Source organism: Telmatospirillum sp. J64-1 (assembly GCF_006980715.1).
GTDB classification, from domain to species: Bacteria; Pseudomonadota; Alphaproteobacteria; order Rhodospirillales; family Magnetospirillaceae; genus Oleiliquidispirillum; species Oleiliquidispirillum nitrogeniifigens.
Map to the genome: position 1 here is coordinate 151,420 of NZ_SBHN01000006.1, position 25,225 is coordinate 176,644.

Below are 25,225 nucleotides of genomic sequence, written 5' to 3' on the forward strand. Positions count from 1 at the left end.
AGCCGTCTTCGCGCCGCCGCGTCCATCCGGCTGAAACGGCGCGCCCCCGTTTCAGCCGCGCCCGCCGCGATAGGCGGTGCTGGCGGCGGATTGCATGGACTTCACCACGGCGAAGGCGTCCTTCAGGTAGCCGCGCTCCAGGCCCGACAATTCCGAGGGCGGCATGTAATTGTCGGCCTCCTCGCCCGCGCGGATCTGGCTGGCCTGATGGCGCAGCCGCACCAGCCCCAGGAAAGCCAGGGCATCCTCCAGGTCGTCCGCCCCCTGGCGGCTGACCACGCCGGCCTCGCGGGCGGCCTGCAGCCGCTCGTAGGTGTTGAGCTGCGGCAGTCCGGCGTCCAGGCAATAGATCCGCGCCAGATCGACGATGGGCACGATGCCGGAATGCTTCAGGTCCAGGGTGCGGTTATGCTCGCCGCCGCTGATCAGCACGAAATTGCGGAAGAAGCCCAAAGGCGGCTGATGGGTCAGGGCATTGCCCATCATATGCGCCAGGAAGATGCGGTTGCCCTTGGCCCGCCGCAGCACCTCGTCATGCAATTCCTCGAACAGCGCCGTGTCGCCGCTGATCGGGCGCATGTCGAAGAAGACGCTCGACAGCATCAGGGCCATCGGGTCGGGCTGGTCGATCCATTTGCGGAAATAGCGCTTCCATACCGCCAGGGGCTGGCGCCATTTGTCGTTCATCGCCATCACGTCGCCGGGGCAAAGGATGTAGCCTGCGGTATCGAGGCCCCGGCAGACGCGGGTGGCGAAGTCCTTGAACCAGGGGCCATGTTCCTCGGGGCGGAAGTCGTCCGAGATCAGCAGGCAATTGTCCTGGTCGGACTTGGCGGTTTGCTCGAAACGGGCCTGGGAGCCGCAGGCGATCCAGCAATAGGGCACCGGCGGCGGCCCCAGCTCTGCCTCGGCCAATTGGATCAGGCGCTCGGTCGCAGCATCGGCGATGGCGGTGATGGCATTGCCCACGGTATAGGCCGAGGCGCCGCTTTCCACCAATTCGAAGACGAGATCGGGAATCTGCGCCGTGGTCTCGCGGATGCCTTCGGCATCGTCGCGGCGATGGACGTCGCTGGCGAGAAAGACGACCGAACGGGTCTGGGTGCGCAGCAGGTCGGTGGTGGTGACCACACCCACCGGCACCTTGCCGTTGACCACCGGCAGGTGATGGATGTTGTGGCGCGACATCATCATCAGCGCCTCGAACAGCCAAGCCGTCGATTGCACGCTGAAGGGCGGCGCGCTCATGATGGCCTCGACCGGGCTGGCGGTATCGCGTCCCGCGGCCAGCACGCGGCTGCGCAGGTCGCGGTCCGTCAGGATGCCGCACAGCTCGCCCTCCTCCACCACCAGCAGGCAGGAGATGCCCATCCGGGTCATAAGGCTGGCCGCCTCGCGGATCGAGGTTCCGCGCGGCACCGAGATCGGCTTGCGGCGCAGCAATTCGCCCACCCGCCGCGTCGTCAGGCCCAGCGTGTCGGATGGCCCGCCCTCGGCCTGGCGGGTGCCGCGCAGTCGCCCGCCTGTCTCTGAGGCGAAGAAATAGGCGAAGGAGGGATAGGTTTCCCGCAGACGGTGGAAATGTTCCGCCGGCAATTGATAGAGCAGCGAATCCTCGATGGCCTGGATGCGGTTGACCGCCAAGCCGCCACGCTGCAGCGCCCGCACGCCCGCCGCCTGCCCCTCGTCGAGGCGCGCCAGCAGATGGCCCTCGGGACTGACGGTCTCCAGCGCTCCGGTCCGCACCAGGCTCAGCACCTGCACCTGCTCGCCCGGCTCCATCAGCACCGCGCCGCGCCGCAGATAGCGCAGGCTGACCTGACGGGCCAGTTCGGTCGTCTCCTCCTTCGGCAACAGGTTGAACGGATGGTGTGACGCGATGAAATCGCGGATTTCAATCAGTTCGACATCCATGTTTCCCCCCGCAAACTTACTCGCTTCCCCCAAAAAAGAACGGGCGGACCCCATCGGAGGCCCGCCCGCCTAAAGTCAGGTCAGGTCAGAAACCCGGCCTTAGTGATCGATGGCAGCGCCGGCCCCACGGGGCGAACGGATGCTCTCGATCAGTTCCTGGATACGGGCCGGCGGCGGAGCCGTCACCTTCGACACGCCATAAGCGACGGCGAAGTTGATGATCATGCCCACGAAGCCGATGCCTTCCGGCGAGATGCCGAACAGCCAGTTTTCGGGGATATTCGCCGCCAGGGGCGTGATGAAGATGCCCTTGAAGTACAGGATGTAGCCCATGGTGAAGGCCAGACCCGCGATCATCCCGGCGATGGCCCCTTCACGGTTCACGGTCTTGGAGAAGATCCCCATCATGATTGCCGGGAAGAGCGAGGATGCCGCAAGGCCGAAGGCGAAGGCCACCACCTCGGCCACGAAGCCCGGAGGATTGTAGCCCAGGTAGCCGGCGATCAGGATCGCCACGGCGGCTGCCGTACGACCTGCCATCAACTCCTGTTTCTCGGTGATGTTCCTGGCGATCATGCTCTTGAGCAGGTCATGCGAAATGGCCGAGGAAATCACCAGCAGCAGACCCGCCGCCGTGGACAAGGCCGCGGCGATACCGCCCGCCGCCACCAGGGCGATGACCCAATTGGGCAGACCGGCGATTTCCGGGTTGGCCAGAACCATGATGTCGTTGTCGACCCGCAGTTCGTTGCCCGCCCAGCCATGCTGCGCGGCCAGGGCCTGACCGCTCGGCGAGGCTTCGTTGTAGTACTGGATCAGGCCGTCGCCGTTCTTGTCCTCGAAGCGGATCAGGCCGGTCTGCTCCCAGCGCTTCATCCAGTCGGGACGGTCTTCGATCGACATGGCGCCTTCGGCGGTCGCCACGCCGCCCGGCCAAGCCGTGGCGGTCAGGTTATAACGGGCCATGGCGCCGACAGCCGGGGCCACGGTGTACAGCAGGGCGATGAAGAACAGCGCCCAACCGGCCGAGGAGCGGGCATCGCGCACGCGCGGCACGGTGAAGAAGCGCACGATCACGTGCGGCAAACCGGCGGTGCCGACCATCAGGGCGGCGGTGATGGCGAAGATGTCGATGGCCGACTTGCCACCCGCCGTATATTCGTTGAAGCCCAGATCCGTCACCACTTGGTCCAAGCGGTCGAACAGATAGACATCCGTGCCGCTGATGGTGCTGCCCAGGCCCAGCTGCGGGATCGGGTTGCCGGTGATCTGGAAGGAAATGAAGATGGCCGGAATGATGTAGGCGGTGATCAGCACCACATACTGCGCCACCTGGGTGTAAGTGATCCCCTTCATGCCGCCCAGCACCGCATAGACGAACACGACGCCCATGCCGATGATCAGGCCGGTCAGCAGGTCCACTTCAAGGAAGCGGGAGAACACGATGCCGACGCCGCGCATCTGGCCGGCGACATAGGTGAAGGAGATGAAGATCAGGCAGATCACCGCCACGGCGCGGGCGGTCTGGCTGTAATAGCGGTCGCCGATGAATTCCGGCACCGTGAACTTGCCGTATTTGCGAAGATACGGGGCCAGCAGCATGGCCAGCAGCACATAGCCGCCGGTCCAGCCCATCAGGTAGACCGAGCCGCCATAGCCCAGGAAGGCGATCAGGCCGGCCATGGAGATGAAGGACGCGGCCGACATCCAGTCGGCGCCGGTGGCCATGCCGTTGGCGACGGGATTGACGCCCTTGCCGGCGATGTAGAATTCACCCGTCGTCGCGGCACGCGACCAGATGGCGATGCCGATATACAGCGCGAAAGTCGCGCCGACGACCAAGTAAGTCAGAGTTTGAAGATCCATATTTTTTATGCTCCCCCGGGCGACTTATTGTTCATCCACGTCGAATTCGCGGTCCAATTGGTTCATGCGCCAAGCATAGAAGATGATCAGCGCAAGGAACGTGTAGATGGACCCCTGCTGGGCGAACCAGAAGCCCAAGGGATAGCCACCGAGGCGGATGTTGTTGAGAACGTCGACGAGGATGATGCCGAAGCCGTAGGAGACGATGAACCAGATGACCAAGCAGATCAGCACGGTCTTAAGGTTTGCACGCCAATAGGCGCCAGCGGATGTCGGGACTTTGTCACTCATTTTTATGCCCCCCTTTCTGGGTAGTTTCCACTGCCACAGACTAGAGAAATGTTTTCATTCGGCAAGCCCCTGTTGATCCCTTGGTTGAAAGTTTTTTTCTTGCAACACAGGGAAGAGCGCGCTCGGGGCGGGTTGTTGAACCTCACCGGGGCAGCCGTGAAGCCGAAAAATCGGCAGCGCTCCTAGCTTTTTTGGCGTTTTTCCTGGTGCCGGCGCTCCGCCGGCAAGGAATCACGCAGAACGGGAAAGACCGGTCGCGCCCTCCGCACGGCCAGCCGCTTCCCTTGTCTTGCCGCCTTTCTTTTTCATGGCGCCCTTTTTCCGGTTACTCGGCCCGGTCAGACACGAAAACAAAGAGGCAGAACAATACTTCTTCGAAAAGCCCACAGAAAAGTACTCATAGCACATATACTGCACCAGAGATCCCTGCCACCGGCTTCCGCCGCGCCCTCGCTTACCCTTGGCGTAGTCAGCGAGGGCGCTGAAATTCCGTTAAAAATATGTCTTAATTTACCGCACGAGCGATACTTTATTTCTCGTTTTCCGGTTTGTCCAGAGGAGCCGCAGTCTTATGCCCGAAGGGGTAGCTCCCCCTGCGCCATCCCCGCCTCCCCCGGAAGCCTCCATCTCTTCGGGTCCCCGCCCGGAAATCCTGCGGAAGGTCCGGTCTGCGGGGGGATGGAAAGGCGGGAAAGAACCCTCCGTGGAGGCGGCGGCCGACTAGGCGGAACGGGTAGTACGTATCCGTTCGCGGTACCAGGACCACAGGCCGCCGGCGGTGATCATCGCCGCACCCACGAAGGTCCAGAGATCGGGCAGATGGCCGAAGACCACCAGGCCCAGGATGGTGGCGAAGACGATCTGGCTATAGGTCAGCGGCGCCACGGCGGAGGCCGGCAGCAGCCGCAGGGCCTGGATCAGCAGCAGATGGCCGCCGCCGCCCAGGACCCCGAGCACGACCATCAGCCCCCAGCCCTCGAGATCCGGCCAGCGCCAGTGGAACGGCACCAGAAGCGACATCACCGCCACCCCCACCAGGGCGGTATAGAAGAGGGTCGTGATCGAGGATTCCGTCGCGCTCAGCACCCGTGTCGTGATCTGGTAACCGGCATAGCAGACGGTCATCCCCAGGGCGAACAGGGCGCCGGGATCGATCAGCCCCGCACCCGGACGCAGGATCACCAGCACGCCCGCCAAGCCCAGGGCCACCGCCGTCCAGCGATGGGGGCCGACCTTCTCGCGCAGCAGCAGGACCGAGAACAGGATCACCAGCAAGGGCGTGACGAAGGCGATGGCGGTGGCATCGGCCAGGGGAATGCGCGCCAGGGCCGACATCATCAGCAGCGTCACCGCCACCAGCATCCCCGCCCGCAGCACATGCAGCTTCAGCCGCCTGGTCCGCCACGCCGCCTGCCCCTGAAGGAGAAGTGTGCCCAGACCGATCGTCACGAAATGGAAGAAATAACGCCCCCAGGCGATCATCACGACGGGATAATCGGCACTAAGGTATTTCGTAATCGTATCGAGGACGGCAAAGATGAAGACTGCGGTCAGAACCAGGAGCGCCCCCAATCCTGGCCGGGATGCCGGAGATGTCATTCGCGATCAGACGGAAGCAGGCTGGCGCGGAGAGCCCGCAGACAGGTCGAGGCGGATCCGCTCACGATTGGGTCGTCCTGGGTCTGAGAAAAGTTGAATCTGTAACCGTTATTATTATCCAGCCCCATCCCGCCGTCCAGCGGCAAAGCGGCGTGCTTCGAGGCGGGCCCCGCGAGGGCCAAGCCGATAGGGAGTCAGACGGTGGTGCGCCTTGAAAGCAAGACAGCCTAGTGATGCCGCAGCGCGTCGATCAACTGCCCCTTGTTCATCTTGGAGCGCCCGGCGATGCCGATTTCCCTGGCCTTTTCATAGAGATCGTCCCGGCTCCACTCCTCGTAGGCCGGGGATTTCCCGCCCCTTCTGGAGGGTGATTCCCGCTCGCCGCGCCGTGCCTGGGCCTTGGCATTGGCGATGCGGGCCGCCTTCTCCTTGCTCTCGCCGCGCCGGCGCAGAGCCTCGTAGGTCTCGTCGTCCTTGATCTGCGGGCGGTCCTTCTGCGCCATTGCGTCCTCCTTCCTCCGACTGATCCGAAGAATTAACAGCGGGAAGGAGGGCGCGTTCCAGAAAGCAGGAAAGGGGGCTTACTTCTCGATCACCAGGTCGTCGCGGTGGATGATCTCGTCGCGCCCCTGATAGCCCAGGATCTCGGCAATATCGCCGCTTCGGTGCCCGATGATCAGGCGCGCATCCTCAGCGGAATAGGCCGACAGGCCGCGGGCGATGACACGGCCGTCGGGACCGCGCACCACCACGCCGTCCCCGCGCTGGAAGTCGCCGGAGACGGCGACGACCCCCGCCGGCAGCAGCGAGCGGCCGCTCCGCAAGGCCCTGCAGGCGCCTTCATCGACGATGATCTCGCCTTCCGGCTTCAGGCTGCCGGCGATCCAGCGCTTCCAGGCATTCTTCGGCTCGTCGCCGGGCAGGAACCAGGTACAACGGGCGCCGTTCTCGATGGCCTGGAGCGGATGCAAGGGCTGCCCCAGGGCGATGGCCATGCGGCAGCCGGCATGCATGCAGATGCGCGCGGCGGCCAGCTTGGTCACCATCCCGCCCGAGCCGTAGGCCGAGCCGGGATCACCGGCCATGGCCTCGACCTCGGCGGTGATCTCGCGCACCACGGGGATGAATTCCGCATCCGGGTTGCTGCGCGGATTGCCGGTATAAAGGCCGTCGATATCGGAGAACAGCACCAGCGCGTCGGCCCCGGTCATCTGGGCGACGCGGGCGGCCAGGCGGTCGTTGTCGCCGAAGCGGATTTCCTGTGTGGCGACCGTGTCGTTCTCGTTGATCACCGGCACGGCGCCGAGGCGCAGCAGGGTGTCCAGCGTGTTGCGGGCGTTGAGATAGCGCCGCCGGTTTTCCGAATCGTCGATGGTCAGAAGCACCTGGGCGACGGTCAGGTCATGGCGCGCCAGGCTTTCCTGATAGGCATGGGCCAGCCGGATCTGGCCGGTGGCCGCCGCCGCCTGCTTCTCTTCCAGCCGCAAGGGCGGCGTCAGGCCGAGATGGCGCCGCCCCACCGCGACGGCGCCCGAGGAGACCAGGATCACCTCCTGCCCGCGCGCCCGGCAGCGGGCGACGTCATCGGACAGGCTGTCGAGCCAGGCGCGGCGGATCTGCCCGCTGGTTTCCTCCACCAGCAGGGAAGAGCCGATCTTGACGACCAGACGCCGGGCCGTTTCCAGACCGGGAATCATGGGATATAGGGCTCCCCCTCGTCGTCGCGCGATGGCTCGCCCAGACGCTTCGCCCGGGCATCCGTCACATGGCGCAGCATGGCATAGAGCACTTCGTTGAGTTGCATGCCGGCCGCGCCCGAGATGGCATGGACCTGCGACGGTTCCAGCCCGGCCGCCTCGGCCAGGATCCGGCGCTTCTCCTCGACTTCCTCGGGCAGCAGGGCATCGATCTTGTTCAGCGCCAGGATCTCGGGCTTCTCGTCCAACCCCGCGCCATATTGCTCCAGCTCGCCGCGCACCACGTCATAGGCCTCGGCGACGTCGTCCTGGGTGCCGTCGATCAGGTGCAGCAGCACCGCGCAGCGTTCGATATGGCCGAGGAAGCGGTCGCCGATACCGGCGCCCTCATGGGCACCCTCGATCAGGCCGGGGATGTCGGCGATGACGAATTCCTGCTCGCCGATATAGACCACGCCCAGATTGGGATGCAGCGTGGTGAAGGGGTAATCGGCGATCTTGGGACGGGCGCGGGTGACGGCGGCCAGGAAGGTGGACTTGCCGGCATTGGGCAGGCCGACCAGGCCGCAATCGGCGATCAGCTTCAGCCGCAGCCAGACCCATTTCTCCTCGCCCGGCCAGCCGGGATCGGCGCGGCGCGGCGCCTGGTTGGTCGAGGTCTTGTAATGGGCATTGCCGAAGCCGCCGTCGCCGCCCTTGCACAGCACGAAGCGCTGGCCGGGCTCGACCATGTCGACGATGACGAATTCCTTGTCCTCGGACAGGATCTGGGTGCCCACGGGGACCTTGATGATCAGGTCCTCGCCGCCGCCGCCGGTGCGGTTGCGGCCCATGCCGTGATGGCCCTTCTGCGCCTTGAAGTGCTGCTGGTAGCGGAAGTCGATCAGCGTGTTGAGATTGGCCACGCATTCGAGGATGACATCGCCCCCCCGTCCGCCGTCGCCGCCATCGGGGCCGCCGAATTCGATGTATTTCTCGCGGCGGAAACTGACGGCACCGGCACCGCCGTCACCGCTTTTGACGAAGATCTTCGCCTGATCCAGGAACTTCATGTCGCGCAAACCAAAAAGGGGAACGGCAAGCCGTCCCCCTTGATATTGGGATCGGTCCGGAACGCTTTAAGCGGCCGGCTCGACCGTGATGAAGGTGCGGCCCAGCGCCTTGTGCTGGAACACCACGCGGCCATCCGTCAGGGCGAAGAGGGTATGGTCCTTGCCCATGCCCACATTGGCGCCCGGATAGAACTTGGTGCCGCGCTGACGCACGATGATGTTACCGGCGACGACGGCTTCGCCGCCGAACTTCTTCACACCCAGACGACGGCCGGCGGAGTCGCGGCCGTTGCGGGAGCTACCACCAGCTTTTTTATGAGCCATGTTTCACTCTCCTCGGAACTCGGCCGCCGATTAGGCGCCGGCGATATCGGTAATGCGCAGAACCGTCAGATCCTGGCGATGGCCCTTCTTGCGGCGATAGTTCTGACGGCGCTTCTTCTTGAAGACGATGATCTTGTCGCCACGGGTCTGCTCGACCACGGTGGCGGTGACGGAAGCACCGGCGACAACAGGGGCGCCAATCTTGTCGCCGACCATCAACACCTGGTCCAGCGTGATCGAGTCACCGGCCTCGCCGGCAAGTTTCTCGACAACAATGATGTCGTTGGTCGCGACCTTGTACTGCTTACCGCCGGTCTTGATGACTGCGAACATGACGATTCTACCACATAAAGCAAACGGAATCCCGCGGGCCGGGGCCCGCCGTTGGAAGGGCGTCAATATACTGTTCAAAACCCGCGAGTCAACCGCGAATCTCCCCCTCTCCATGATTGCAAAAGGCACAGCAAAGCTGTTGCACCGACCGAAAGCTTCGGCTATGTTCCGCCTCCCGACGCGGTGTCATCCGCGTATCGCGCGGCGGAGAGGTGCCGGAGCGGTCGAACGGGCCGGTCTCGAAAACCGGAGTACCCGCAAGGGTACCGTGGGTTCGAATCCCACCCTCTCCGCCATTTCAGACCGCCTCTGGGCACGCCAATCGCCGCCGATTGCCGCACTTGGCCCGAAATAAGCGTCCGTAGCAGCTCCGTCTTCGATCCCATGATGCGGATTGCGTCGTCCGCGACCTCGACACGCTGCGCCAACGAGCGCAGGTGATCCCGCCGATAGCCCCCCTCGCTGCCCTTGATGCGCTCGCGTGCGCTGTGGGCGAAGCCCCGGATCATCGTGGGGCTGATGGCGCTGTGGCCGGGGCTTTCAAGCAACGCCTGTGCGCGGTCGGCGTCGGCCCTCGCCTGATCTCGGATGACCTTGAGGCCGGCGATGCGCTCCTTGAGCGCCGGGTCGTCCAGATCGGCAACGCCAGCCTCGATGGCGTCGTAGAGTCGCTTGAGGCGCTGTTCCGATTCGGTCGCCTGCCGCTGCAAGGAGGCGATGTGCTCGCGGCGGCGTTCGGCCTGATCCTCGCGGCGGCCGAGAACGCTGCCAAGCAACTTCTCCAGCCTGACAGGATCGAGCAAGCGTTGCTCGATATGGCGCACCACCATGTTGTCGAGCTTGTCCATGGGGATCGCGCGGCCCTTGCAGCCGGTTTCGCCCTGTCGCGCCTTTATCGAACAGGCATAGTAGCGATAGCGGCCGCCCTTGCCGGTGCGGATGGTCATTGCGCCCCCGCAATTGCCGCAATAGCAGATGCCGGTCAGCAGGGTCGGCCCGATGACGACGCGGGCCGGCAACTCGGTCTTGGGGTTGCGGGCCTGCAAGAGCTTCTGCACCGTGTCGAAGGTTTCCCGGTCGATCAACGGCGGCACCGGGACGGTGATGACCTCTGCTTCGGGCTTCAACTCCTTCGACTTGCCGCGCTTGTTGAACTGATGCTCGCCGATATAGGTGCGGCGGGTCAGGACGCGATGAACCTGACCGATGCCCCAGCGGCCGCCGTCGCGGGTGAAGATGCCCTTGCCGTTGAGATATTTGACGATGGCCTTGACGCCCATCTGGCCGGATGAGCCTTCGCCTTCCAGCGCAAGGCGATAGATCAGCCGGATCGTATTGGCGTGCAGCGGGTCGATTTCCAGCTTCTTCTTGACCTTCGCGCCGCGCTGCTCGGCCGCGACGACGCGGTAGCCGATGGGCGGCAGCGAGCCGTTCCAGAAGCCTTGGCGGGCGTTCTCCTTCAAGGCGCGCATGACGTGCTTGCCGTTCTCCTTCGACTGATATTCGTCGAAGAGCGACATGATCCGGCGCATCATGTCGTGGATCGGATCGTCGCCAAGCTCCTGGGTGATGGAGATGAGGCGCACGTCGTTCTTGGCGAGCTTCCGGTAGTAATATTCCATGTCGAAGGCGTCGCGGAAGAATCGTGAGAAGCTGTGAACCAGCACCACGTCGAACGGCGCGGGCTTGGACGTGCCCGCCTCGATCATGCGCTGGAACTCGGGGCGGCGGTCGTTGGTGGCGCTGTTGCCCGGCTCCACGAAGATTTCGACAAGCTGATAGCCGCGCGCCTCGCACCAGGCTTCGCCCTGCTTGCGCTGGTCGGGGATCGAAACGTCATGCTCGGCCTGCCGGGAAGTCGAGACGCGCAGGTAGAGGGCGGCCCGCAGGGCGACATTGGGATTGTGGACATTCATTTGCGGGTTCCTTTCTTGCGGCGCTCGATCAGGGGCAAGACCAGCTCCACGCGGTCATGAACGACCTTGGGGACCAGCTTGAGGCCCTTGCCCTTCTCCATGCGGACAAGGCCGTAGCCGGCCATGGCCTTGAGGGTTCGGGAGAGATTGGATTTCGCGCGGCCGGTAATTTGCGCCAGTTCCTCCAGCGATCCGGGCTCCCGCTCATGGATGATGCGGAGCAAGTCGCAATTGCCGGGCGAAAGGAACTTGGCGAATGACATTGTGGACGCGAACCAGACGGTCGGATCGCCGGGCGCGGGCTTTTCCTCGCCGCGCGCGATCCGCATGGTGCGGGCCTTCATTTCCTCGGGCTCGGCGATCCCGACCTTCAGCGTTGACATGGCATGACTCGATCATCGGTTATGGTTTATCATTATCATACCGCGATAACTTTTTCAAGTCGTCGGGAAGATCGAGCGAGCCGAACATCTCGTCGAAAACATCGGCGAACCAGCGCTCGAACACCTGAATCTCGGCTTCGGTGATCGGCACTTCCTCGGGCCAGTCGTCGATGACGGGCAGCTTCTCGACGTCGAAGACATGGGGCGGGCTGCCGCGCGGCGGGCTGATGCGCGGCGCGGGATCGTCGTCATAGTCGTAGAGGTCGTCGGGGAGCGTCCTGGGGGCCGGCTGGCGTGGACGGCCCCTGTTGGTGCTACGGCGTTGGGCGCACATGGAATCCTCCGTGGTTCGCTGGATTCCGGGCGGCTGGAAGCCCCCGGAATTAGGCGAAGCATGGAGGGGGATTGGCGGGCTGTAGCGTGCCGCATTTGCAGTCATACGCTGGCGGCACCCCCAGCTTGCGGGGATGCCGCCAGTGGTCAGCCGGCCGAACGTCGGGCCTTCGCAAACCCGCGATCCGTGGCGATGAACCGCTCCAGCATCGGCACGATCAGCCTGACGGGATCGGCGGCGGGCTGGCCGGTCTCGCGGGCCAGCACCTCGGCATAGGCGGCCAGATCGCGGTGAAGCGGCGCGGGCAGCTCCACCGTCACCTTCACGGGCTTGTCGTCGGGGAGCGGGCCAAGTTTCAGTTTCGTCATGGTCAGCCTCCTGCCGGCTCGAATACCAAATCGCGGGTGACGATGATCCTGACCGGGAAGCCGGGGCGGATGGTGAGCGTCGGCGCGACCTGCAACTGGCGCTGGACGATCTGTTGCCCGGCCTGATTGACAGTATCCTGCGCCCCGTCGCGGATGGCGCGGATCAGGCGGTCCTCGTCGCTGGTCGCCAGCTCCGTGCCGACCGCCAGCAGCGTGGACAGCCCGGCGGCCTTCATCAGATCCCACCAGTGGTAATCCACACCGTCCTCAAGCCCGGCATAGCCGCTGGCGTCCGCGCCCGGCAGGCGCTCAAGGACGATGGAGCGTCCGCCCGGCAGGATCAGGCGGTTCCAGACAAGCAACACACGGCGCTGGCCGAAGGTCACGCCGTCATCATATTGGCCGATGATGCGCGTGCCCTGCGGGATCAGCAGCAGCGAGCCGGTCGGGCTGTCATAGACGTTCTCCGTCACCTGTGCCGTGATTTGCCCCGGCAGGTCGGAACGGATGCCGGTGATGAGCGCGGCCGGGATCACGGCCCCGGCCTGAAGGATGTAGGGCGAGGCCGGTGCCGCGACGCGATCCGGCGCGACGGTCTGCCGGTCCACGGGTCCATTGAGGAAAGCCGCGTGCCGGTCCTGCGTCGCAGGCTGTCCACCAAGGCCAAGACCGGCAAGGCCGGGCATGGCCGTTCCTGCCGGCGCTCCCGTGCGCGGGCCGGACTGGAAAAACACATTGCTCAAGCGCGCGGCTTCTTCCTCGGCGCGGCGGCGTTCTTCCTCGGGATCGACCGCGGGTGTCGTAATGGCCGGCGTCACAACGGGCTGGCCCCGGTTCTGCGCGTTGAGGATGGGCCTTCCGAGGTCGCCCGGCAATGCCGGTCCCAGCATGGGGCCGGTATAGTCGCGCGGCAGACCGGCGAGGCCATCCGCCGTAGGGCGGTTTTCGGTCGAATAGAGTTCGCCGCCGCCCGGTCCCCCGTCGCGGGTCTGGAGCGCATAGATCAGCGCGCCACCGATGCCGAGAAGCGCAATCGCGCTGACGCCTGCCAGCATCTTGCGGGACAGGCGGGTGACGCGGGGCGACTCAGCGCGCAGGCGCATGGGCGCGGCGGTGTCGGTGTCGCTCATGAGGACGATCCTCCCGTGGTCGTGCTGGCTGGTTCTGCTGCGGCCTGCGTCGGGTTGATGCGGACGATCCTGACAACCTGTTGGCGGTTGCCGCTGCCAAGGCGCAGCTCGGCCGCGCCGAACAGCCTGTCCACAATCAGGACGTTCTGGTGGATACGGGAATTGACGATCTGCGGTTCGCCACCGGAGCCGAGCACAAAGATCGGCGGCATCTCGCCCTGCACGATCCCGGCCGGGAAGACGACATAGACGCGGCGTCCATCGTCGAAGACGGAAACCGGCCGCCATGGCGGGGTGCTGCCCTGAAGACCGTAGCGATAGTTGCGTGCGGCCTCGGCCGGGATGACTGGCGTGGCCGGAACGCTCTGGCGCTGGCCGGGCGTTGCGGGATAGGCCCATGCCACGGAAGGCATGTAGAGCGATTCCCGCGCGCGCAGCTCGATCATGTAGGTGCGCCGGTCGGTGGTCACGACAAGGTTGGTGGAAAGGTCCGGGCGTGTCGGCTTCACGAGGATGTGGACGCGGCGGGTCGCGCCCGAACCGGATTCGGTGTCGCCGATGATCCATCGTGTCGTATCCCCGGCCGCAATCGGTCCCGCGCCGGTCAGGCTTTCGCCCGGCTCCAGCGCAATATTTGTGATCTGGCCGGGGGCCGCATAGACCTGATAAAGCGCGCCTTCGCTCCACGGATAAATCTGGATGGCATTGTAATAGCCTTCCCGGCGCGGTTCGACGCGGGCAGCGGCATTGGCGTTCTCGACGCGGCCGGTGGGCGTGCCTGCGGCGGTGCCGCCGCGCGCGACGGCCCAGGCCGGCGGCGTATGCAATGGCCGGGGCCGGTCGTCGGTGGCGGCCGATTGCACGGTGGGCAGCGGCGGCACGTCGGCGTCGTAGCTGAACTGTGGTGTCCGGTTGGTGGCGCAGCCGGCCAGCATGGTCGCGGAAAGCAGCAAAGCCGCGAAAGCGGGTCTACGGAAAACCGGAAAACCGGCTTTACGGAACGTCGTGCGAGTCATTGGCTCATCTCCCGCGACCACGAAATTGCGTTGATGTAGATTCCCAGCGGATTTGCGCGCAGCCGCTCGGCATCGCGCGGAGGCTGGATCACGACAGTCAGGATCGCGGTCCATCGCTCGGTGGTCGAAAGCTGGCCGTTCTCGAAATGGCGTTCGGTCCAGGCGACGCGGAAACTGTCCGGCGAAGCCCGGATGACGCTCGATACCTCGACGGCGATCTGCTGGCGGCCGACCTTGGTGAACGGATCGTTGGCCCGCGCATAATCGTTCAAGGCCGCCGCGCCCCGGTCTGTGGTGAACTCGTAGGCCCTCAACCAGTTCTGCCGGACAATGATGGCGTCGGCCGGAATCGCGCGGACCTGCTCGATGAAACGGCCGAGATGGAAAGCGATCTGCGGATCGGTCGGCCGATAGTCGGCGTTGGCAGGCGCGACGGTCTGCGCCTGCCCGAGATTATCGACCTGCACCACCCACGGCACCACGGTCCCGCGTGCGGACTGCCAGACCAGCGCCGAGGCGAAGCCGGCCGAAAGGATCAGGGAGCCGAAGGCCATATAGCGCCAGTTCCTCGCCTGCACGCGGGCCGAGCCGATGCGTTCGTCCCAGACCTGCGCGGCCCGCTGATAAGGCGTTTCGGGTTCCGGCGTCTTGCCGTAATGGGTTGCCGGTCGTTTGAAGATGCTCATGAGCGGTCACTTTCGGAGAGGTTGACGGAGGAACCGGAGCCACGGCCGTCGCCGGAGCGGACAGCGTGTGCGGCCATGGTCGCGCCTTGGTTGATGCCTTGCGGGCGGCGCATCCGCTGCGCCCAGGCGGGCGGACTGCCGGCCGGGCCGGATGCTGCGGCGGCGGGATCGGCGCTCGCGCCGCCAACCGTGCCCATGGTGGAGCTGCCACCTGTCGCGCCGAATCCCGCTTTCGCGCCTTCGGAGAAGCTGGATTTGACGGATTCGCTGGCGCGCGCGGCGGCGCGTTTGAGGGGCGAGATGGCGGCCGAGCCTGTGGCCCGCGCCACACCGCCCATGCCGGAAGCGATACCGGCCGCACCGGACTGGCCGAGTGAGCCGAGGCTATAGGCAGCGGACGCCGCTCCCGCGGCGGTCGCACCGCCGCGAACGGCCGCGGCTCCACCGGACAGGGCAGCAGCGCCGCCCTTCGCCCCGAGCATGGTCGCACCACCAGCGGCGACGGCCGCGCCTCCGACCGCAAGGCCGGTTCCCACGGCCGCGCCAGCGCCAAGCTGCGGCCCGCCGGAGACGATGCCGTTGGCGATGCCGGGGCCGAAGATGCCGAGACCGAGCAGCGACAACGCGGCCAGCACGATGGCCATGGCCTCGTCGATGGTCGGGGTCTGACCGCCGAAGCCGGCCGTGAACTGGCTGAACAGGGTCGAGCCGATGCCGATGATGACGGCGAGCACCAAGACCTTGATGCCGGAGGACACCACGTTGCCAAGCACCTTCTCGGCCATGAAGGCGGTCTTGCCGAACAGACCGAAGGGGATCAGCACGAAGCCGGCCAAGGTGGTCAGCTTGAACTCGATCAGGGTCACGAATAGCTGGATGGCGAGGATGAAGAAGGCCAGCACCACCAGTGCCCAGGCGAACAGCAAGCATGAAATTTGGATAAAATTCTCGAAGAACGCGATCCAACCCATCAGGTCGGAGATGGAATCGAGCAGCGGACGGCCGGCGTCGAGGCCGGTCTGCGCCACGCGGCCGGGCCGCATCAGGTCTTGCGCGGAAAAGCCGGTGCCCGACGCCATGAGGCCGAGGCCGGCGAAGCTCTCGAAGACGATCCGGGCGAGGTTGTTCCAGTTGGAAATGATGTAGGCGAAGACGCCCACGAACAGGGTCTTCTTGACCAGCCGCGCGATGATGTCGTCATCCGCGCCCCATGCCCAAAACAGCGCGGCGAGCGTCACGTCGATAACGATCAGGGTGGTGGCGATGAACGCGACCTCGCCGCCGAGCAGGCCGAACCCGCTGTCGATGTAGGAGGTGAAGACCCCGAGGAAATTGTCGATGACGCCCGTGTTGCCCATGGTCAGCGCGCCCCGCTGCGGTCACGGCCGAGGAAACGGTCGCGGGATTCAGCCCATGCGGCGAGGCAACCCGCGTCACTCGCCGCCGCCTCGCCGAGCTGCTGGCAACGGCGCAGGGTCTCGCGCAGGGGATCGGCCGGCGGCTGGAGGGCCGGTGCGGCGGGCGGCGCGGAAGGTTCATCCTTCCGCGCCATGTCGATTGCGGTCACTGTCAAGGCAATCGCAACGAACACCACGGCCCCGAGCCGGGCCAGCATCTTGCCGTCCATGGCGAGCCTCCCGGTCAGTTGTTGCCGTTGTTGAACATCTGCGCGTTGCCGGGTTGGTAGCCCGAACCCGGTGTGAGGAAGCGGCGGCGCTGCTCGCGGCCCTGTTCAGCGGCGGCGGCGCGTTCCGCTTCGGTCAGCGCGTCGGCGCGTCCGTTCGCCGAGATGACTGCGATCAGGTCCGAAAGCTGCTGCGACTGGAGCGCCAACAGTTGATTGCCGGCCTGCGTGGCTTGCAGCGCGCCGGTCGCGCCTTGGCTCTGGCCGACAAGCGCGGCCATCTCGGCGCGGTTGCTGTCGATATTGCCGACCGCGCCCGCCTGAACGCGCATGGCGTCCTGCAAGCCGCCGACCGTGTTCTCCCAGCGGCTCCGCGCGTCGGCGACAAGCTGGGCGTCGGTCGCCGAAAGCGAGACGTTGCCATATTGCTGCTGGAACGCTTGGTCGATCTGGCCGACCTCGAAGGCGATGTTCTGCGCTTGGCCGAGAAGCTGCTGCGTGCGCTGGACGTTCTGCTGGAGTTGCTGGAGCGACGAATACGGCAGGCTCGCCAGATTGCGGGCCTGATTGATGAGCATCTGCGCCTCGTTCTGGAGGCTCTGAATCTGGTTGTTGATCTGCTCCAGCGTCCGCGCTGCCGTGAGGACGTTTTGCGCGTAGTTGGACGGGTCATAGACGATCCGGCCGAAGCCGAATTGCGCATGGGCCGGACTTGCCAGCATGGGCGAAAGCGCGACGGGCACGGCGAGCGCCAGCGCGAGGGCCGAAGCCCCGACGATCTTGGGATAGGTCATGGAAGAATCTCCTGTGTGGGATGGTTATCGAGCCGGGCCGGCGCGGCGGATTCCGGCCGGTCGGCAAGATTGGTGAGGTTCGGGATCAGGTCGGCCGCCCATTCGACGCCGCGCGCCCGTAGCCATGCGGCGAGGAAACCGTCGCGGCCGTGTTCGGCGACGATCTGCGCAATGAGCGTCTGGTCCGATTTGGCGGACGCGGCGCAGAGCGCGAGGCCGACTTCGGAAAGGCTAAGCTCGAACAGGCGATTGCCTCTGCGGCTCTGGCAGTAATAATCCCGCTTGGGCGTGGACCGTGCCAGAATCTCGATCTGGCGGTCATTGAGGCCAAAGCGGCGATAGATGGCCGTGATTTGCGGCTCGATGGCCCGCTCGTTCGGCAGCAAGAGCCGCGTCGGGCAGCTCTCGATGATCGCGGGCGCGATGTTGCTGCCGTCAATGTCGGACAGGCTTTGCGTGGCGAAGATGACCGATGCGTTTTTCTTGCGGAGCGTTTTCAGCCATTCGCGGAGCTGGCCGGCGAACCCCTCATCGTCCAGCGCAAGCCAGCCCTCGTCGATGATGAGCAGCGTCGGGCGGCCGTCGAGCCGGTCGCCGATGCGATGGAACAGATAGGCCAGCACGGCCGGGGCCGCGCCGGTCCCGACCAGCCCCTCGATCTCGAAGGCTTGCACATCGGCCGAGCCGAGATGTTCGGCTTCGGCGTCCAGCAGCCGGCCATAGGCACCGCCGACGCAGAACGGCCGGAGCGCCTGTTTCAGATCGTTGGATTGCAGCAGCACGGCAAGGCCGGTGATGGTACGTTCCTCGACCGGCGCGGACGCAAGCGAAGTCAACGCCGTCCAAAGATGCTCCTTTACCTCCGGCGTGATGGCGACGCCCTCGCGCATGAGGATGGCGGCGATCCAGTCGCCAGCCCATGCCCGTTCATAGGTGTCGTGGATGCGGGCGAGCGGCTGGAGCGAAACGGACGCCTCGGCTCCTTCTGTCAGTCCACCGCCAAGGTCATGCCAGTCGCCGCCCATGGCGAGCGACGCAGCGCGGATGCTGCCGCCGAAGTCGAAGGCGAAGACTTGGCTAGCCTCATAGCGGCGGAACTGGAGCGCCATTAGCGCCAGCAGCACGGATTTTCCCGCGCCTGTGGGGCCGACGACAAGGGTATGGCCCACATCGCCGACATGGAGGGAAAACCGGAACGGGGTAGAGCCTTCGGTCTTTGCATAGAGCAGAGGGGGCGCACCGAAATGCTCGTCCCGTTCCGGCCCCGCCCACACCGCTGAAAGCGGGATCATGTGGGCGAGATTCAAAGTGCTGATGGGCGGCTGGCGGACATTCGCGTAGGCGTGTCCGGGCAGGCTGCCGAGCCATGCGTCAACCGCGTTGACGGTCTCCGCCATGGCGGTGAAGTCGCGGCCCTGAACGATCTTCTCGACCAGGCGCAGCTTCTCGTCGGCTAGGCGCGGGTCGGCATCCCATACGGTGACGGTGGCCGTGACGTAGGCTATGCCCGCCACGTCCGCGCCGAGTTCCTGCAAGGCCATGTCGGCGTCAAGCGCCTTGTTCGCGGCATCGGTATCAACGAGCGCAGATTGCTCGTTGGTCATCACCTCTTTCAGAATCGCGGCGATGCTCTTGCGCTTCGCAAACCACTGGCGGCGGATGCGGGTCAGCAGCCGCGTGGCGTCAGTCTTGTCGAGCAGGATCGCCCGCGTGCTCCACCGATAGGGGAACGGCAGGCGGTTCATCTCGTCCAGCAGGCCGGGGGTGGTCGTGCTAGGGAATCCCACGATGGTCAGGACGCGCAGATGCGCGCCGCCAAGGCGCGGCTCCAGCCCGCCGGTCAAGGGCTGGTCGGCGAGCAGCACGTCGAGGTGCATGGGCACCTCGGGCACGCGCACGCGATGCCGGTTCGTGGAAATCGTCGAATGCAGGTAGGTCAGCGTCTCGGCGTCATCGAGCCAACGGCATTCCGGCATGAAGCCGTCGAGCAGCGCCAGAACGCGGTCGGTGCGGTCGATGAAGCCGCGCAGCAGCTCCCACGGATCGACGCCGGATTGCTCGCGGCCCTCGTAGAGCCAGGTTTCGGCGCGGGCGGCTTCCTCGGCCGGGGGCAGATAGAGGAAGGTCAGGAAATAGCCGGACACGAAATGCGCGCCCGCTTCCTCGAAACCGGCTTTCCGCTCTGCATCGACCAGTGCCGACGCGGGATCGGGAAAGGTGCTGTCGGGATAGGTCGCGGCTTCGCTTCGCTGCGCCTCGACGAAGATGCTCCAGCCGGAGCCGAGGCGGCGCACCGCATTGTTGATGCGGCCGGCGACGGCGACCAGCTCGGCCGCGACGGCGGAGTCCAGATCGGGACCGCGAAACTTCGCGGTGCGCTGGAACGAGCCGTCCTTGTTCAAGACGACGCCCGAGCCGACCAGCGCGGCCCAGGGCAGATAGTCGGCGAGCCGGGCGGCGGTGCGGCGGTATTCGGCAAGGTTCATCATGGCCGCGCCCTCACACCGCCAGATGACCGGGGATGCGCAGATGCCTGCGCCCGACCTCGACAAAGAGCGGGTCGCGCTTCGCCGCCCACACGGCTGCGAAATGGCCGATGGCCCAGATGGCGAGGCCGACCAGCCAGAGGCGCAGGCCGAGGCCCACGGCCCCGGCCAGCGTGCCGTTCATGATGGCGATGGCGCGCGGTGCGCCGCCGAGCAAAATATGCTCGGTCAGCGCCCTGTGGACCGGGATCGAAAATCCCGGCACCGCGTCGAGCTGTTCGAGACCGCCCGCCATCAAACGAGCGCCCCGCCGCCGAACGAGAAGAAAGACAGGAAGAAGGAACTGGCCGCAAAGGCGATGCTGAGTCCGAAAACGATCTGGATCAGCTTGCGGAAGCCGCCGCCCGTATCGCCGAAGGCCAGGGTCAGGCCGGTGACGATAATGATGATGACGGCGATGATCTTGGCGACCGGCCCCTCAATGGACTGGAGGATGCTTTCGAGGGGTGCTTCCCACGGCATCGACGAGCCGGACGCATGGGCGGCCGGTGCGAGCATGAGGCTGATGACAAGGGTGGATGCGGCGGTCGTGGCGAAGCGATAGCCGCGCGTGAGCGTGCGGATCATGAAGATTCTCCTGTGCTGGTGGGGATTGCCAATGGGCTGGGATGTGTGATGCGGTAGTCGCCGTCCGGCCCCAGCCCTTCGATGCGGGCGAGTTCGGCCAGCCGGCGCGCGGAACCGCGCCCGGACAGGACAGCAACAAGGTCGATGGTCTCCGCGATCAGCGCGCGGGGGACGGTGACGACAGCCTCTTGAATGAGCTGTTCAAGCCGGCGCAGCGCGCCGATGCCGGTGCCGGCATGGATGGTGCCGATGCCGCCGGGGTGCCCCGTGCCCCACGCTTTTAGAAGGTCGAGGGCTTCGGAACCACGCACCTCGCCGATGGGGATGCGGTCGGGGCGTAGGCGCAGCGAGGACCGCACCAGATCGGAAAGCGTTGCGACGCCATCCTTCGTCCGCATGGCGACGAGATTTTCCGCGCGGCATTGCAGCTCGCGCGTGTCCTCGATGATGACGACGCGATCCGCGCCCTTCGCCACCTCGGCGAGCAAGGCGTTGACCAAAGTGGTTTTGCCCGTGCTGGTGCCGCCAGAGACGAGGATGTTGGCGCGGGCTGTGACGGCTTCGCGCAGCGTGTCCGCCTGGTCGGCGGTCATGATGCCGGCGGCCACATAGTCGTCGAGGCCGAACACCGCGACGGCCGGCTTGCGGATGGCGAAGGTCGGCGCGGCGACTACGGGCGGCAACAGGCCCTCGAACCGTTCGCCGGTCTCCGGCAGTTCCGCCGACACGCGAGGGCTGCGCGTATGCACCTCCGCGCCGACATGGTGCGCGACGAGCCGAACGATGCGCTCGCCATCGGCGGCGGACAGGCGCTCGCCCGTGTCGGCCAGCCCTTCGGACAGACGGTCCACCCAAAGGCGACCATCCGGGTTCAACATCACCTCGACCACGGCCGGGTCTTCGAGAAGCTGGCCGATGGACGGCCCGAGCGCGGTGCGCAGCATGCGTGCGCCGCGTGCGATGGCTTCCGGTCTTTGGTGGTTGGTGGTCATGTCGGCCCCGACTTCTGGTGGGGACGCGACAGGCAATCCCCGGATCGGGGTCGATTAAGAGAGGCCGAAATCCAGCCGGTTCAACAAGTATCTAAGTGCGTGCGGGCATCGGCGGCCATCGGCGGCAAATAGGACGGGTTGTGTTGTCGTAGTTTCGAGGGTGCGCGCGCAGGATCGGCGGCGATTGGCGCTTTACCGATTCGCCGCCTTGCGTGGGCGCCCGCCCTTGGCTCCGTTCGCGCGGGACGCGGCGGCCTTGGCCGCCGAGGTCGCTTGCCCGGCGCGGCGGACCATCCATGCCTTCGTGCCGAAGAGGCCCGCCATCAGGCCCGGCAGAGAAAGGTCAACGTCCAGTTCCTCCCAATGCAGGCCATAGCCCCGGCCGAGGATTTCGACGGCGGCGAGCTGGTCGTCGGACGCGGCCTCAAGCCCCTGCGCCAGACGTGGCGGAAAGGCGAAGGTGCAACCGTTCTCAAGATCGACGATCACGCGACCGGAAGAGCGGTCATAGCGCGCAGCCGCCGCACGCGGCTCGTTGGCGTGTGCGGCGCAGCCCCGCTCCAGCGCGGCGTCGATTGCGGTATCGGTCAGGTCAACCATGTATCTCTCTCCATCGCGCCAGGAACACGTCCCTGTGTTCGGTCACGACGGCCATCGCGCGGCGCACCTCGTTCCGCTTCATGTCCTCCGCCCAGACCAGTTCCGGTCCGCCATCGGGTCCGGTCAGATTGATCTTGGCGTGGCCATCGCCGAACACATGCACATGGGCAGGCTCGTGGTCGTCGGTGTAGATGACGATGCGCAGCCCATGCGCGCGGTGGATCGTAACCATAGAACCAGATAACCTATCACGATGGGTTTTTCAAGGAATCATCGGCAGCCATCTCGCCGACCGCGCCATCCTGCATGGATAGTGCGGGCATGTCGCGGGACAGTTCCTTGAGAAACCTGTCGCCCGTCGCAAGGCGCTTGCCGAGGGTCAGCATGAAGCCCTCGAACCGCTCGACGCCCTTGGCGCGCGCCGAGGCTTGCGCCGTATCTGCCAGCGGCGGGGTGATGGTCAACCAGAAATGGACGAACAGCGCGACGGTCTCGCCGAGCACGGCGAGATCTACGTCGAGCGTGTCGATCTGGCGGCCGAGCCTGTCCAGGCGGCGCGACATGGCCGCCTCCAGCCGATCCGCCGCGTCGCCGGACAGGAAGGAAGCTACGGCGGCCTCGACGATGGCGGATTTCGACACTTGCCGGCGCAGGGCCAACATCTCGACCTGTTCGAGCAGTTCCGGGTCGAAATAGACGTTCATGCGGGTGCGGGTGGTCATGGGCGTTCCTTCAAAGCTCGATGCCGTCATCAGGGTTCATGGCGACCTGCCGCGCGACCATCCGCATGCGCTGGCGCATGGCGCGGGCCTTGGCCGCATCCACGTCCGGTTCGTCGTCCAGAATGTCGAACTCCTGCGTGGGCGACGGCGGCGGCGCGACGATTTCCTCATGCTCGGGCAATTCCGGCTCGCGGCGGATTCCGGCATTGGCCGGGTCGCCTTCGGCCCTATCGCTGGCGTCTGTCGCGGGATGGCCCGCCGCTGCGACCACGCGGCTCGACCAATCGTCGGATGACGGGTTCGCTGCGGCGGGACCGGCTGCCGGATCGGGCGGGGTCAGGATGCGTTCCATGAACCGCGCATCCTCGAAATAGCGAGCTTTGATGGCCCGGATCGGCGGCGTTCCCGCGACCATGACGATTTCGTCGGATGGCGGAAGCTGCATCACCTCGCCTGGCGTGAGCAGCGGCCGGGCCGTCTCCTGCCGCGACACCATCAAATGCCCGAGCCACGGGGCCAGCCTATGCCCGGCGTAGTTGGTGGAATCGCGCATCTCGGTCGCGGTGCCGAGTGCTTCGCTGATCCGTTTCGCGGTCCTCTCGTCGTTCGTGGCGAAGGCGACGCGGACGTGGCAGTTGTCCAAGACGCTGTTGTTTGCGCCGTATGCCTTCTCGATCTGGTTGAGGCTCTGCGCGATCAGGAAGGATTTCATCCCGTAGCCGGCCATGAAGGCGAGCGCCGATTCAAAGAAGTCGAGCCGGCCGAGTGCGGGAAACTCATCCAGCATGAGCAGCAGGCGGTGGCGCTTGCCGGACGTGTTCAAATCCTCGGTCAACCGCCTGCCGATCTGGTTTAGGATCAGCCGGATCAGCGGCTTCGTCCGGTTGATGTCGGACGGCGGCACGACAAGGTAGAGGCTGACCGGCTCCTTGCTGCCGACCAGATCGGCAATGCGCCAGTCGCACCGCGCCGTGACGCGCGCCACCACGGGATCGCGGTAGAGGCCGAGATAGGACATGGCGGTGCTGAGAACGCCCGACCGCTCGTTCTCGCTCTTGTTGAGCAGTTCCCGCGCCGACGACGCGATGACGGGATGAACACCGGCTTCGCCCAGGTGCGGCGTGTCCATCATCGCGCGCAAGGTCGCCTCGACGGGGCGGCGCGGGTCGGACAGGAAATTGGCGACGCCCGCCAGCGTCTTGTCCGGTTCGGCATAGAGAACATGCAGGATTGCGCCGACAAGCAGGCTGTGGCTGGTCTTTTCCCAATGGTTGCGCTTGTCGAGGCTGCCTTCCGGGTCCACCAGAATATCCGCGATGTTCTGAACGTCGCGGACTTCCCATTCGCCTTGCCGGACTTCGAGCAGCGGATTGTAGGCGGCGGACTTCGCGTTCGTGGGGTCGAACAGCAGGACGCGGCCGTGCTGCGCGCGAAAGCCCGCTGTCAGCGTCCAATTCTCCCCTTTAATGTCATGGACGATACAGCTTCCCGGCCAGGTCAGCAGCGTCGGGACGACCAAGCCGACGCCCTTGCCGCTGCGGGTCGGGGCGAAGCAAAGGACATGCTCGGGACCGTCATGGCGCAGATAGTCATTGGGATGCCTGCCAAGTACGACGCCATCGGGGCCGAGCAATCCTGCCGCACGGATTTCCCTTTCCTCGGCCCATCGCGCTGAACCGTAGGTAGCGACGTTGCGCGCCTCTCGCGCCCGGATGATCGACATGAGGATGGCGGCGGCGATGGCGAGGAAGCCGCCCGATACCGCGATGATGCCGCCCTCCACGAAGATCGCGGGCGCATAAGCGTCGAAGGAAAACCACCACCAGAAGAAGGCGGGCGGATAATAGACCGGCAGGCCCACCAGCTCGAACCACGGATTGCCAAGCTGGGACTGGAAGCCGAGGCGGAACGCCGTCCATTGCGTCGCCGCCCACGTCATCACCAGAACGATGGTGGCAACCACCACCATCTGGCCCCATAAGATTCGGCCTCCGCGCATCCAGGCTCCAGTCTGCAAAAGGGACGGAGCCGATCAGAGAGTAGGCAATTATGGGACAGGCAACAGGAAAGAGGATGCCGGAGGGCTACCGGATACTATCGGCGGCAAATAGGACGGGTCGGGTCAGTGCGTCCGGCCCCGCCGTTCTTCGTCGCAGGCTTGTTCGAGGATTCTGCGGTAGCCCTGATTCGCCATCCATTGCGCGCGGGCAAGATGGCTTTCCCAGCAATGGCGTGTGCTGGTCTCGTCCGTGACGGGATCGCGGTGGAGGACGATCCGCGCCACCTCCCTCCAGTCGGCCCCTTCCGCCTCCGCGTCGAGCAGCCGAAGATAGGTCACGAAATGCTCTTCGTCGTAGGTGGTGATGGCAGGGCCGGTCGGAGCCTTATCCTCTACATCGGGATCAAGTTCCGGGCGCACGCTCATGAGTGTTGTCCTTCTCGGGGGCGATGCGAAGAACAGTTGCGCACGG

The 25,225-nt window shown here is 65.5% G+C and carries 27 protein-coding genes, 1 tRNA gene and 1 pseudogene; 1 reads left to right on the forward strand and 28 read right to left on the reverse strand.

What is annotated here, in order from left to right:
- Window positions 1-51: 51 nt before the first annotated feature.
- The 9 genes from EPD66_RS07810 to rplU form a co-directional block, all read right to left on the reverse strand.
- Window positions 52-1,914, reverse strand: coding sequence for a putative nucleotidyltransferase substrate binding domain-containing protein (locus tag EPD66_RS07810; protein WP_142847932.1), 1,863 nt, complete (start codon window positions 1,912-1,914; stop codon window positions 52-54).
- Window positions 1,915-2,013: 99 nt separating this feature from the next.
- Window positions 2,014-3,780, reverse strand: a complete 1,767-nt coding sequence (locus tag EPD66_RS07815; protein ID WP_142847933.1) for a sodium:solute symporter family protein — start codon at window positions 3,778-3,780, stop codon at window positions 2,014-2,016.
- A gap of 24 nt (window positions 3,781-3,804) precedes the next feature.
- Window positions 3,805-4,071 (reverse strand): DUF4212 domain-containing protein, encoded by a 267-nt coding sequence (locus EPD66_RS07820; RefSeq protein WP_142847934.1) that lies wholly within the window; start codon window positions 4,069-4,071, stop codon window positions 3,805-3,807.
- A 720-nt stretch (window positions 4,072-4,791) separates the two neighbouring features.
- Window positions 4,792-5,670 (reverse strand): DMT family transporter, encoded by an 879-nt coding sequence (locus tag EPD66_RS07825; protein WP_142847935.1) that lies wholly within the window; start codon window positions 5,668-5,670, stop codon window positions 4,792-4,794.
- 227 nt (window positions 5,671-5,897) lie between these two features.
- Window positions 5,898-6,173: a Rho termination factor N-terminal domain-containing protein gene (locus EPD66_RS07830; RefSeq protein ID WP_142847936.1), complete on the reverse strand. Its 276-nt coding sequence runs from the start codon at window positions 6,171-6,173 to the stop codon at window positions 5,898-5,900.
- A gap of 78 nt (window positions 6,174-6,251) precedes the next feature.
- Window positions 6,252-7,367 (reverse strand): glutamate 5-kinase, encoded by a 1,116-nt coding sequence (gene proB / locus EPD66_RS07835; RefSeq protein ID WP_142847937.1) that lies wholly within the window; start codon window positions 7,365-7,367, stop codon window positions 6,252-6,254.
- Window positions 7,364-8,419, reverse strand: a complete 1,056-nt coding sequence (obgE, locus tag EPD66_RS07840; RefSeq protein ID WP_142847938.1) for a GTPase ObgE — start codon at window positions 8,417-8,419, stop codon at window positions 7,364-7,366. The genes proB and obgE overlap by 4 nt, the downstream gene beginning before the upstream one ends.
- A gap of 66 nt (window positions 8,420-8,485) precedes the next feature.
- Window positions 8,486-8,743, reverse strand: a complete 258-nt coding sequence (rpmA, locus tag EPD66_RS07845; protein WP_142847939.1) for a 50S ribosomal protein L27 — start codon at window positions 8,741-8,743, stop codon at window positions 8,486-8,488.
- Window positions 8,744-8,773: 30 nt separating this feature from the next.
- On the reverse strand, window positions 8,774-9,076 hold the full coding sequence (gene rplU, locus EPD66_RS07850) for a 50S ribosomal protein L21 (protein WP_142847940.1): 303 nt from the start codon (window positions 9,074-9,076) through the stop codon (window positions 8,774-8,776).
- A gap of 206 nt (window positions 9,077-9,282) precedes the next feature.
- On the opposite strand from rplU, the gene EPD66_RS07855 reads away from it, so the two are divergent.
- Window positions 9,283-9,372: transfer RNA gene (locus EPD66_RS07855), tRNA-Ser, on the forward strand.
- 576 nt (window positions 9,373-9,948) lie between these two features.
- Here the strand turns inward: EPD66_RS07855 and EPD66_RS24580 are convergent.
- From EPD66_RS24580 to EPD66_RS07950, 19 genes and pseudogenes are all read right to left on the reverse strand, one after another.
- A pseudogene (locus tag EPD66_RS24580) lies at window positions 9,949-10,992 on the reverse strand (recombinase family protein); the annotation flags it as partial.
- The gene (locus EPD66_RS07865; protein WP_142847941.1) at window positions 10,989-11,375 is read right to left on the reverse strand and encodes a helix-turn-helix domain-containing protein; all 387 of its coding nucleotides are present in this window, start codon (window positions 11,373-11,375) and stop codon (window positions 10,989-10,991) included. The gene EPD66_RS07865 and the pseudogene EPD66_RS24580, both read right to left, overlap by 4 nt.
- Window positions 11,376-11,394: 19 nt before the next feature.
- Entirely contained in the window at window positions 11,395-11,709 is a 315-nt protein-coding gene (locus tag EPD66_RS07870; protein ID WP_142847942.1) for a hypothetical protein, read from the reverse strand.
- Between the two features lie 146 nt (window positions 11,710-11,855).
- Window positions 11,856-12,077, reverse strand: coding sequence for a DUF2274 domain-containing protein (locus EPD66_RS07875; protein ID WP_129139884.1), 222 nt, complete (start codon window positions 12,075-12,077; stop codon window positions 11,856-11,858).
- 2 nt (window positions 12,078-12,079) lie between these two features.
- A complete protein-coding gene (locus EPD66_RS07880) occupies window positions 12,080-13,207 on the reverse strand; it encodes a TrbI/VirB10 family protein (protein WP_142847943.1) in 1,128 nt (375 codons plus the stop codon).
- Window positions 13,204-14,223 carry a P-type conjugative transfer protein TrbG gene (trbG, locus tag EPD66_RS07885; RefSeq protein ID WP_142847944.1) on the reverse strand — a complete coding sequence of 340 codons (1,020 nt, stop codon included), beginning with the start codon at window positions 14,221-14,223 and terminating at the stop codon, window positions 13,204-13,206. Before trbG ends, EPD66_RS07880 begins: the two co-directional genes overlap by 4 nt.
- Complete coding sequence (trbF, locus tag EPD66_RS07890) at window positions 14,220-14,909, reverse strand: conjugal transfer protein TrbF (protein ID WP_142847945.1); 690 nt, start codon at window positions 14,907-14,909, stop codon at window positions 14,220-14,222. Before trbF ends, trbG begins: the two co-directional genes overlap by 4 nt.
- Window positions 14,906-16,267, reverse strand: a complete 1,362-nt coding sequence (gene trbL / locus EPD66_RS07895) for a P-type conjugative transfer protein TrbL (protein ID WP_142847946.1) — start codon at window positions 16,265-16,267, stop codon at window positions 14,906-14,908. The genes trbF and trbL overlap by 4 nt, the downstream gene beginning before the upstream one ends.
- Before the next feature lie 2 nt (window positions 16,268-16,269).
- Window positions 16,270-16,536, reverse strand: coding sequence for a putative entry exclusion protein TrbK-alt (gene trbK-alt, locus EPD66_RS07900; protein WP_142847947.1), 267 nt, complete (start codon window positions 16,534-16,536; stop codon window positions 16,270-16,272).
- A 14-nt stretch (window positions 16,537-16,550) separates the two neighbouring features.
- On the reverse strand, window positions 16,551-17,327 hold the full coding sequence (gene trbJ, locus EPD66_RS07905) for a P-type conjugative transfer protein TrbJ (protein ID WP_142847948.1): 777 nt from the start codon (window positions 17,325-17,327) through the stop codon (window positions 16,551-16,553).
- On the reverse strand, window positions 17,324-19,816 hold the full coding sequence (trbE, locus tag EPD66_RS07910) for a conjugal transfer protein TrbE (RefSeq protein WP_142847949.1): 2,493 nt from the start codon (window positions 19,814-19,816) through the stop codon (window positions 17,324-17,326). Before trbE ends, trbJ begins: the two co-directional genes overlap by 4 nt.
- A 10-nt stretch (window positions 19,817-19,826) precedes the next feature.
- On the reverse strand, window positions 19,827-20,108 hold the full coding sequence (locus EPD66_RS07915; RefSeq protein ID WP_142847950.1) for a VirB3 family type IV secretion system protein: 282 nt from the start codon (window positions 20,106-20,108) through the stop codon (window positions 19,827-19,829).
- Window positions 20,108-20,440 (reverse strand): TrbC/VirB2 family protein, encoded by a 333-nt coding sequence (locus EPD66_RS07920; protein ID WP_142847951.1) that lies wholly within the window; start codon window positions 20,438-20,440, stop codon window positions 20,108-20,110. The genes EPD66_RS07915 and EPD66_RS07920 overlap by 1 nt, the downstream gene beginning before the upstream one ends.
- On the reverse strand, window positions 20,437-21,432 hold the full coding sequence (trbB, locus tag EPD66_RS07925) for a P-type conjugative transfer ATPase TrbB (RefSeq protein ID WP_142847952.1): 996 nt from the start codon (window positions 21,430-21,432) through the stop codon (window positions 20,437-20,439). Before trbB ends, EPD66_RS07920 begins: the two co-directional genes overlap by 4 nt.
- A gap of 192 nt (window positions 21,433-21,624) precedes the next feature.
- Window positions 21,625-22,032 carry a DUF2442 domain-containing protein gene (locus tag EPD66_RS07930; protein ID WP_142847953.1) on the reverse strand — a complete coding sequence of 136 codons (408 nt, stop codon included), beginning with the start codon at window positions 22,030-22,032 and terminating at the stop codon, window positions 21,625-21,627.
- Window positions 22,025-22,264 (reverse strand): DUF4160 domain-containing protein, encoded by a 240-nt coding sequence (locus tag EPD66_RS07935; protein WP_142847954.1) that lies wholly within the window; start codon window positions 22,262-22,264, stop codon window positions 22,025-22,027. The genes EPD66_RS07930 and EPD66_RS07935 overlap by 8 nt, the downstream gene beginning before the upstream one ends.
- 16 nt (window positions 22,265-22,280) lie before the next feature.
- Window positions 22,281-22,754, reverse strand: a complete 474-nt coding sequence (locus EPD66_RS07940; protein ID WP_142847955.1) for a CopG family transcriptional regulator — start codon at window positions 22,752-22,754, stop codon at window positions 22,281-22,283.
- Between the two features lie 10 nt (window positions 22,755-22,764).
- The gene (locus tag EPD66_RS07945; protein WP_142847956.1) at window positions 22,765-24,753 is read right to left on the reverse strand and encodes a conjugal transfer protein TraG; all 1,989 of its coding nucleotides are present in this window, start codon (window positions 24,751-24,753) and stop codon (window positions 22,765-22,767) included.
- Window positions 24,754-24,876: 123 nt separating this feature from the next.
- Entirely contained in the window at window positions 24,877-25,179 is a 303-nt protein-coding gene (locus EPD66_RS07950) for a DNA -binding domain-containing protein (protein WP_142847957.1), read from the reverse strand.
- Between the last annotated feature and the right edge of the window lie 46 nt (window positions 25,180-25,225).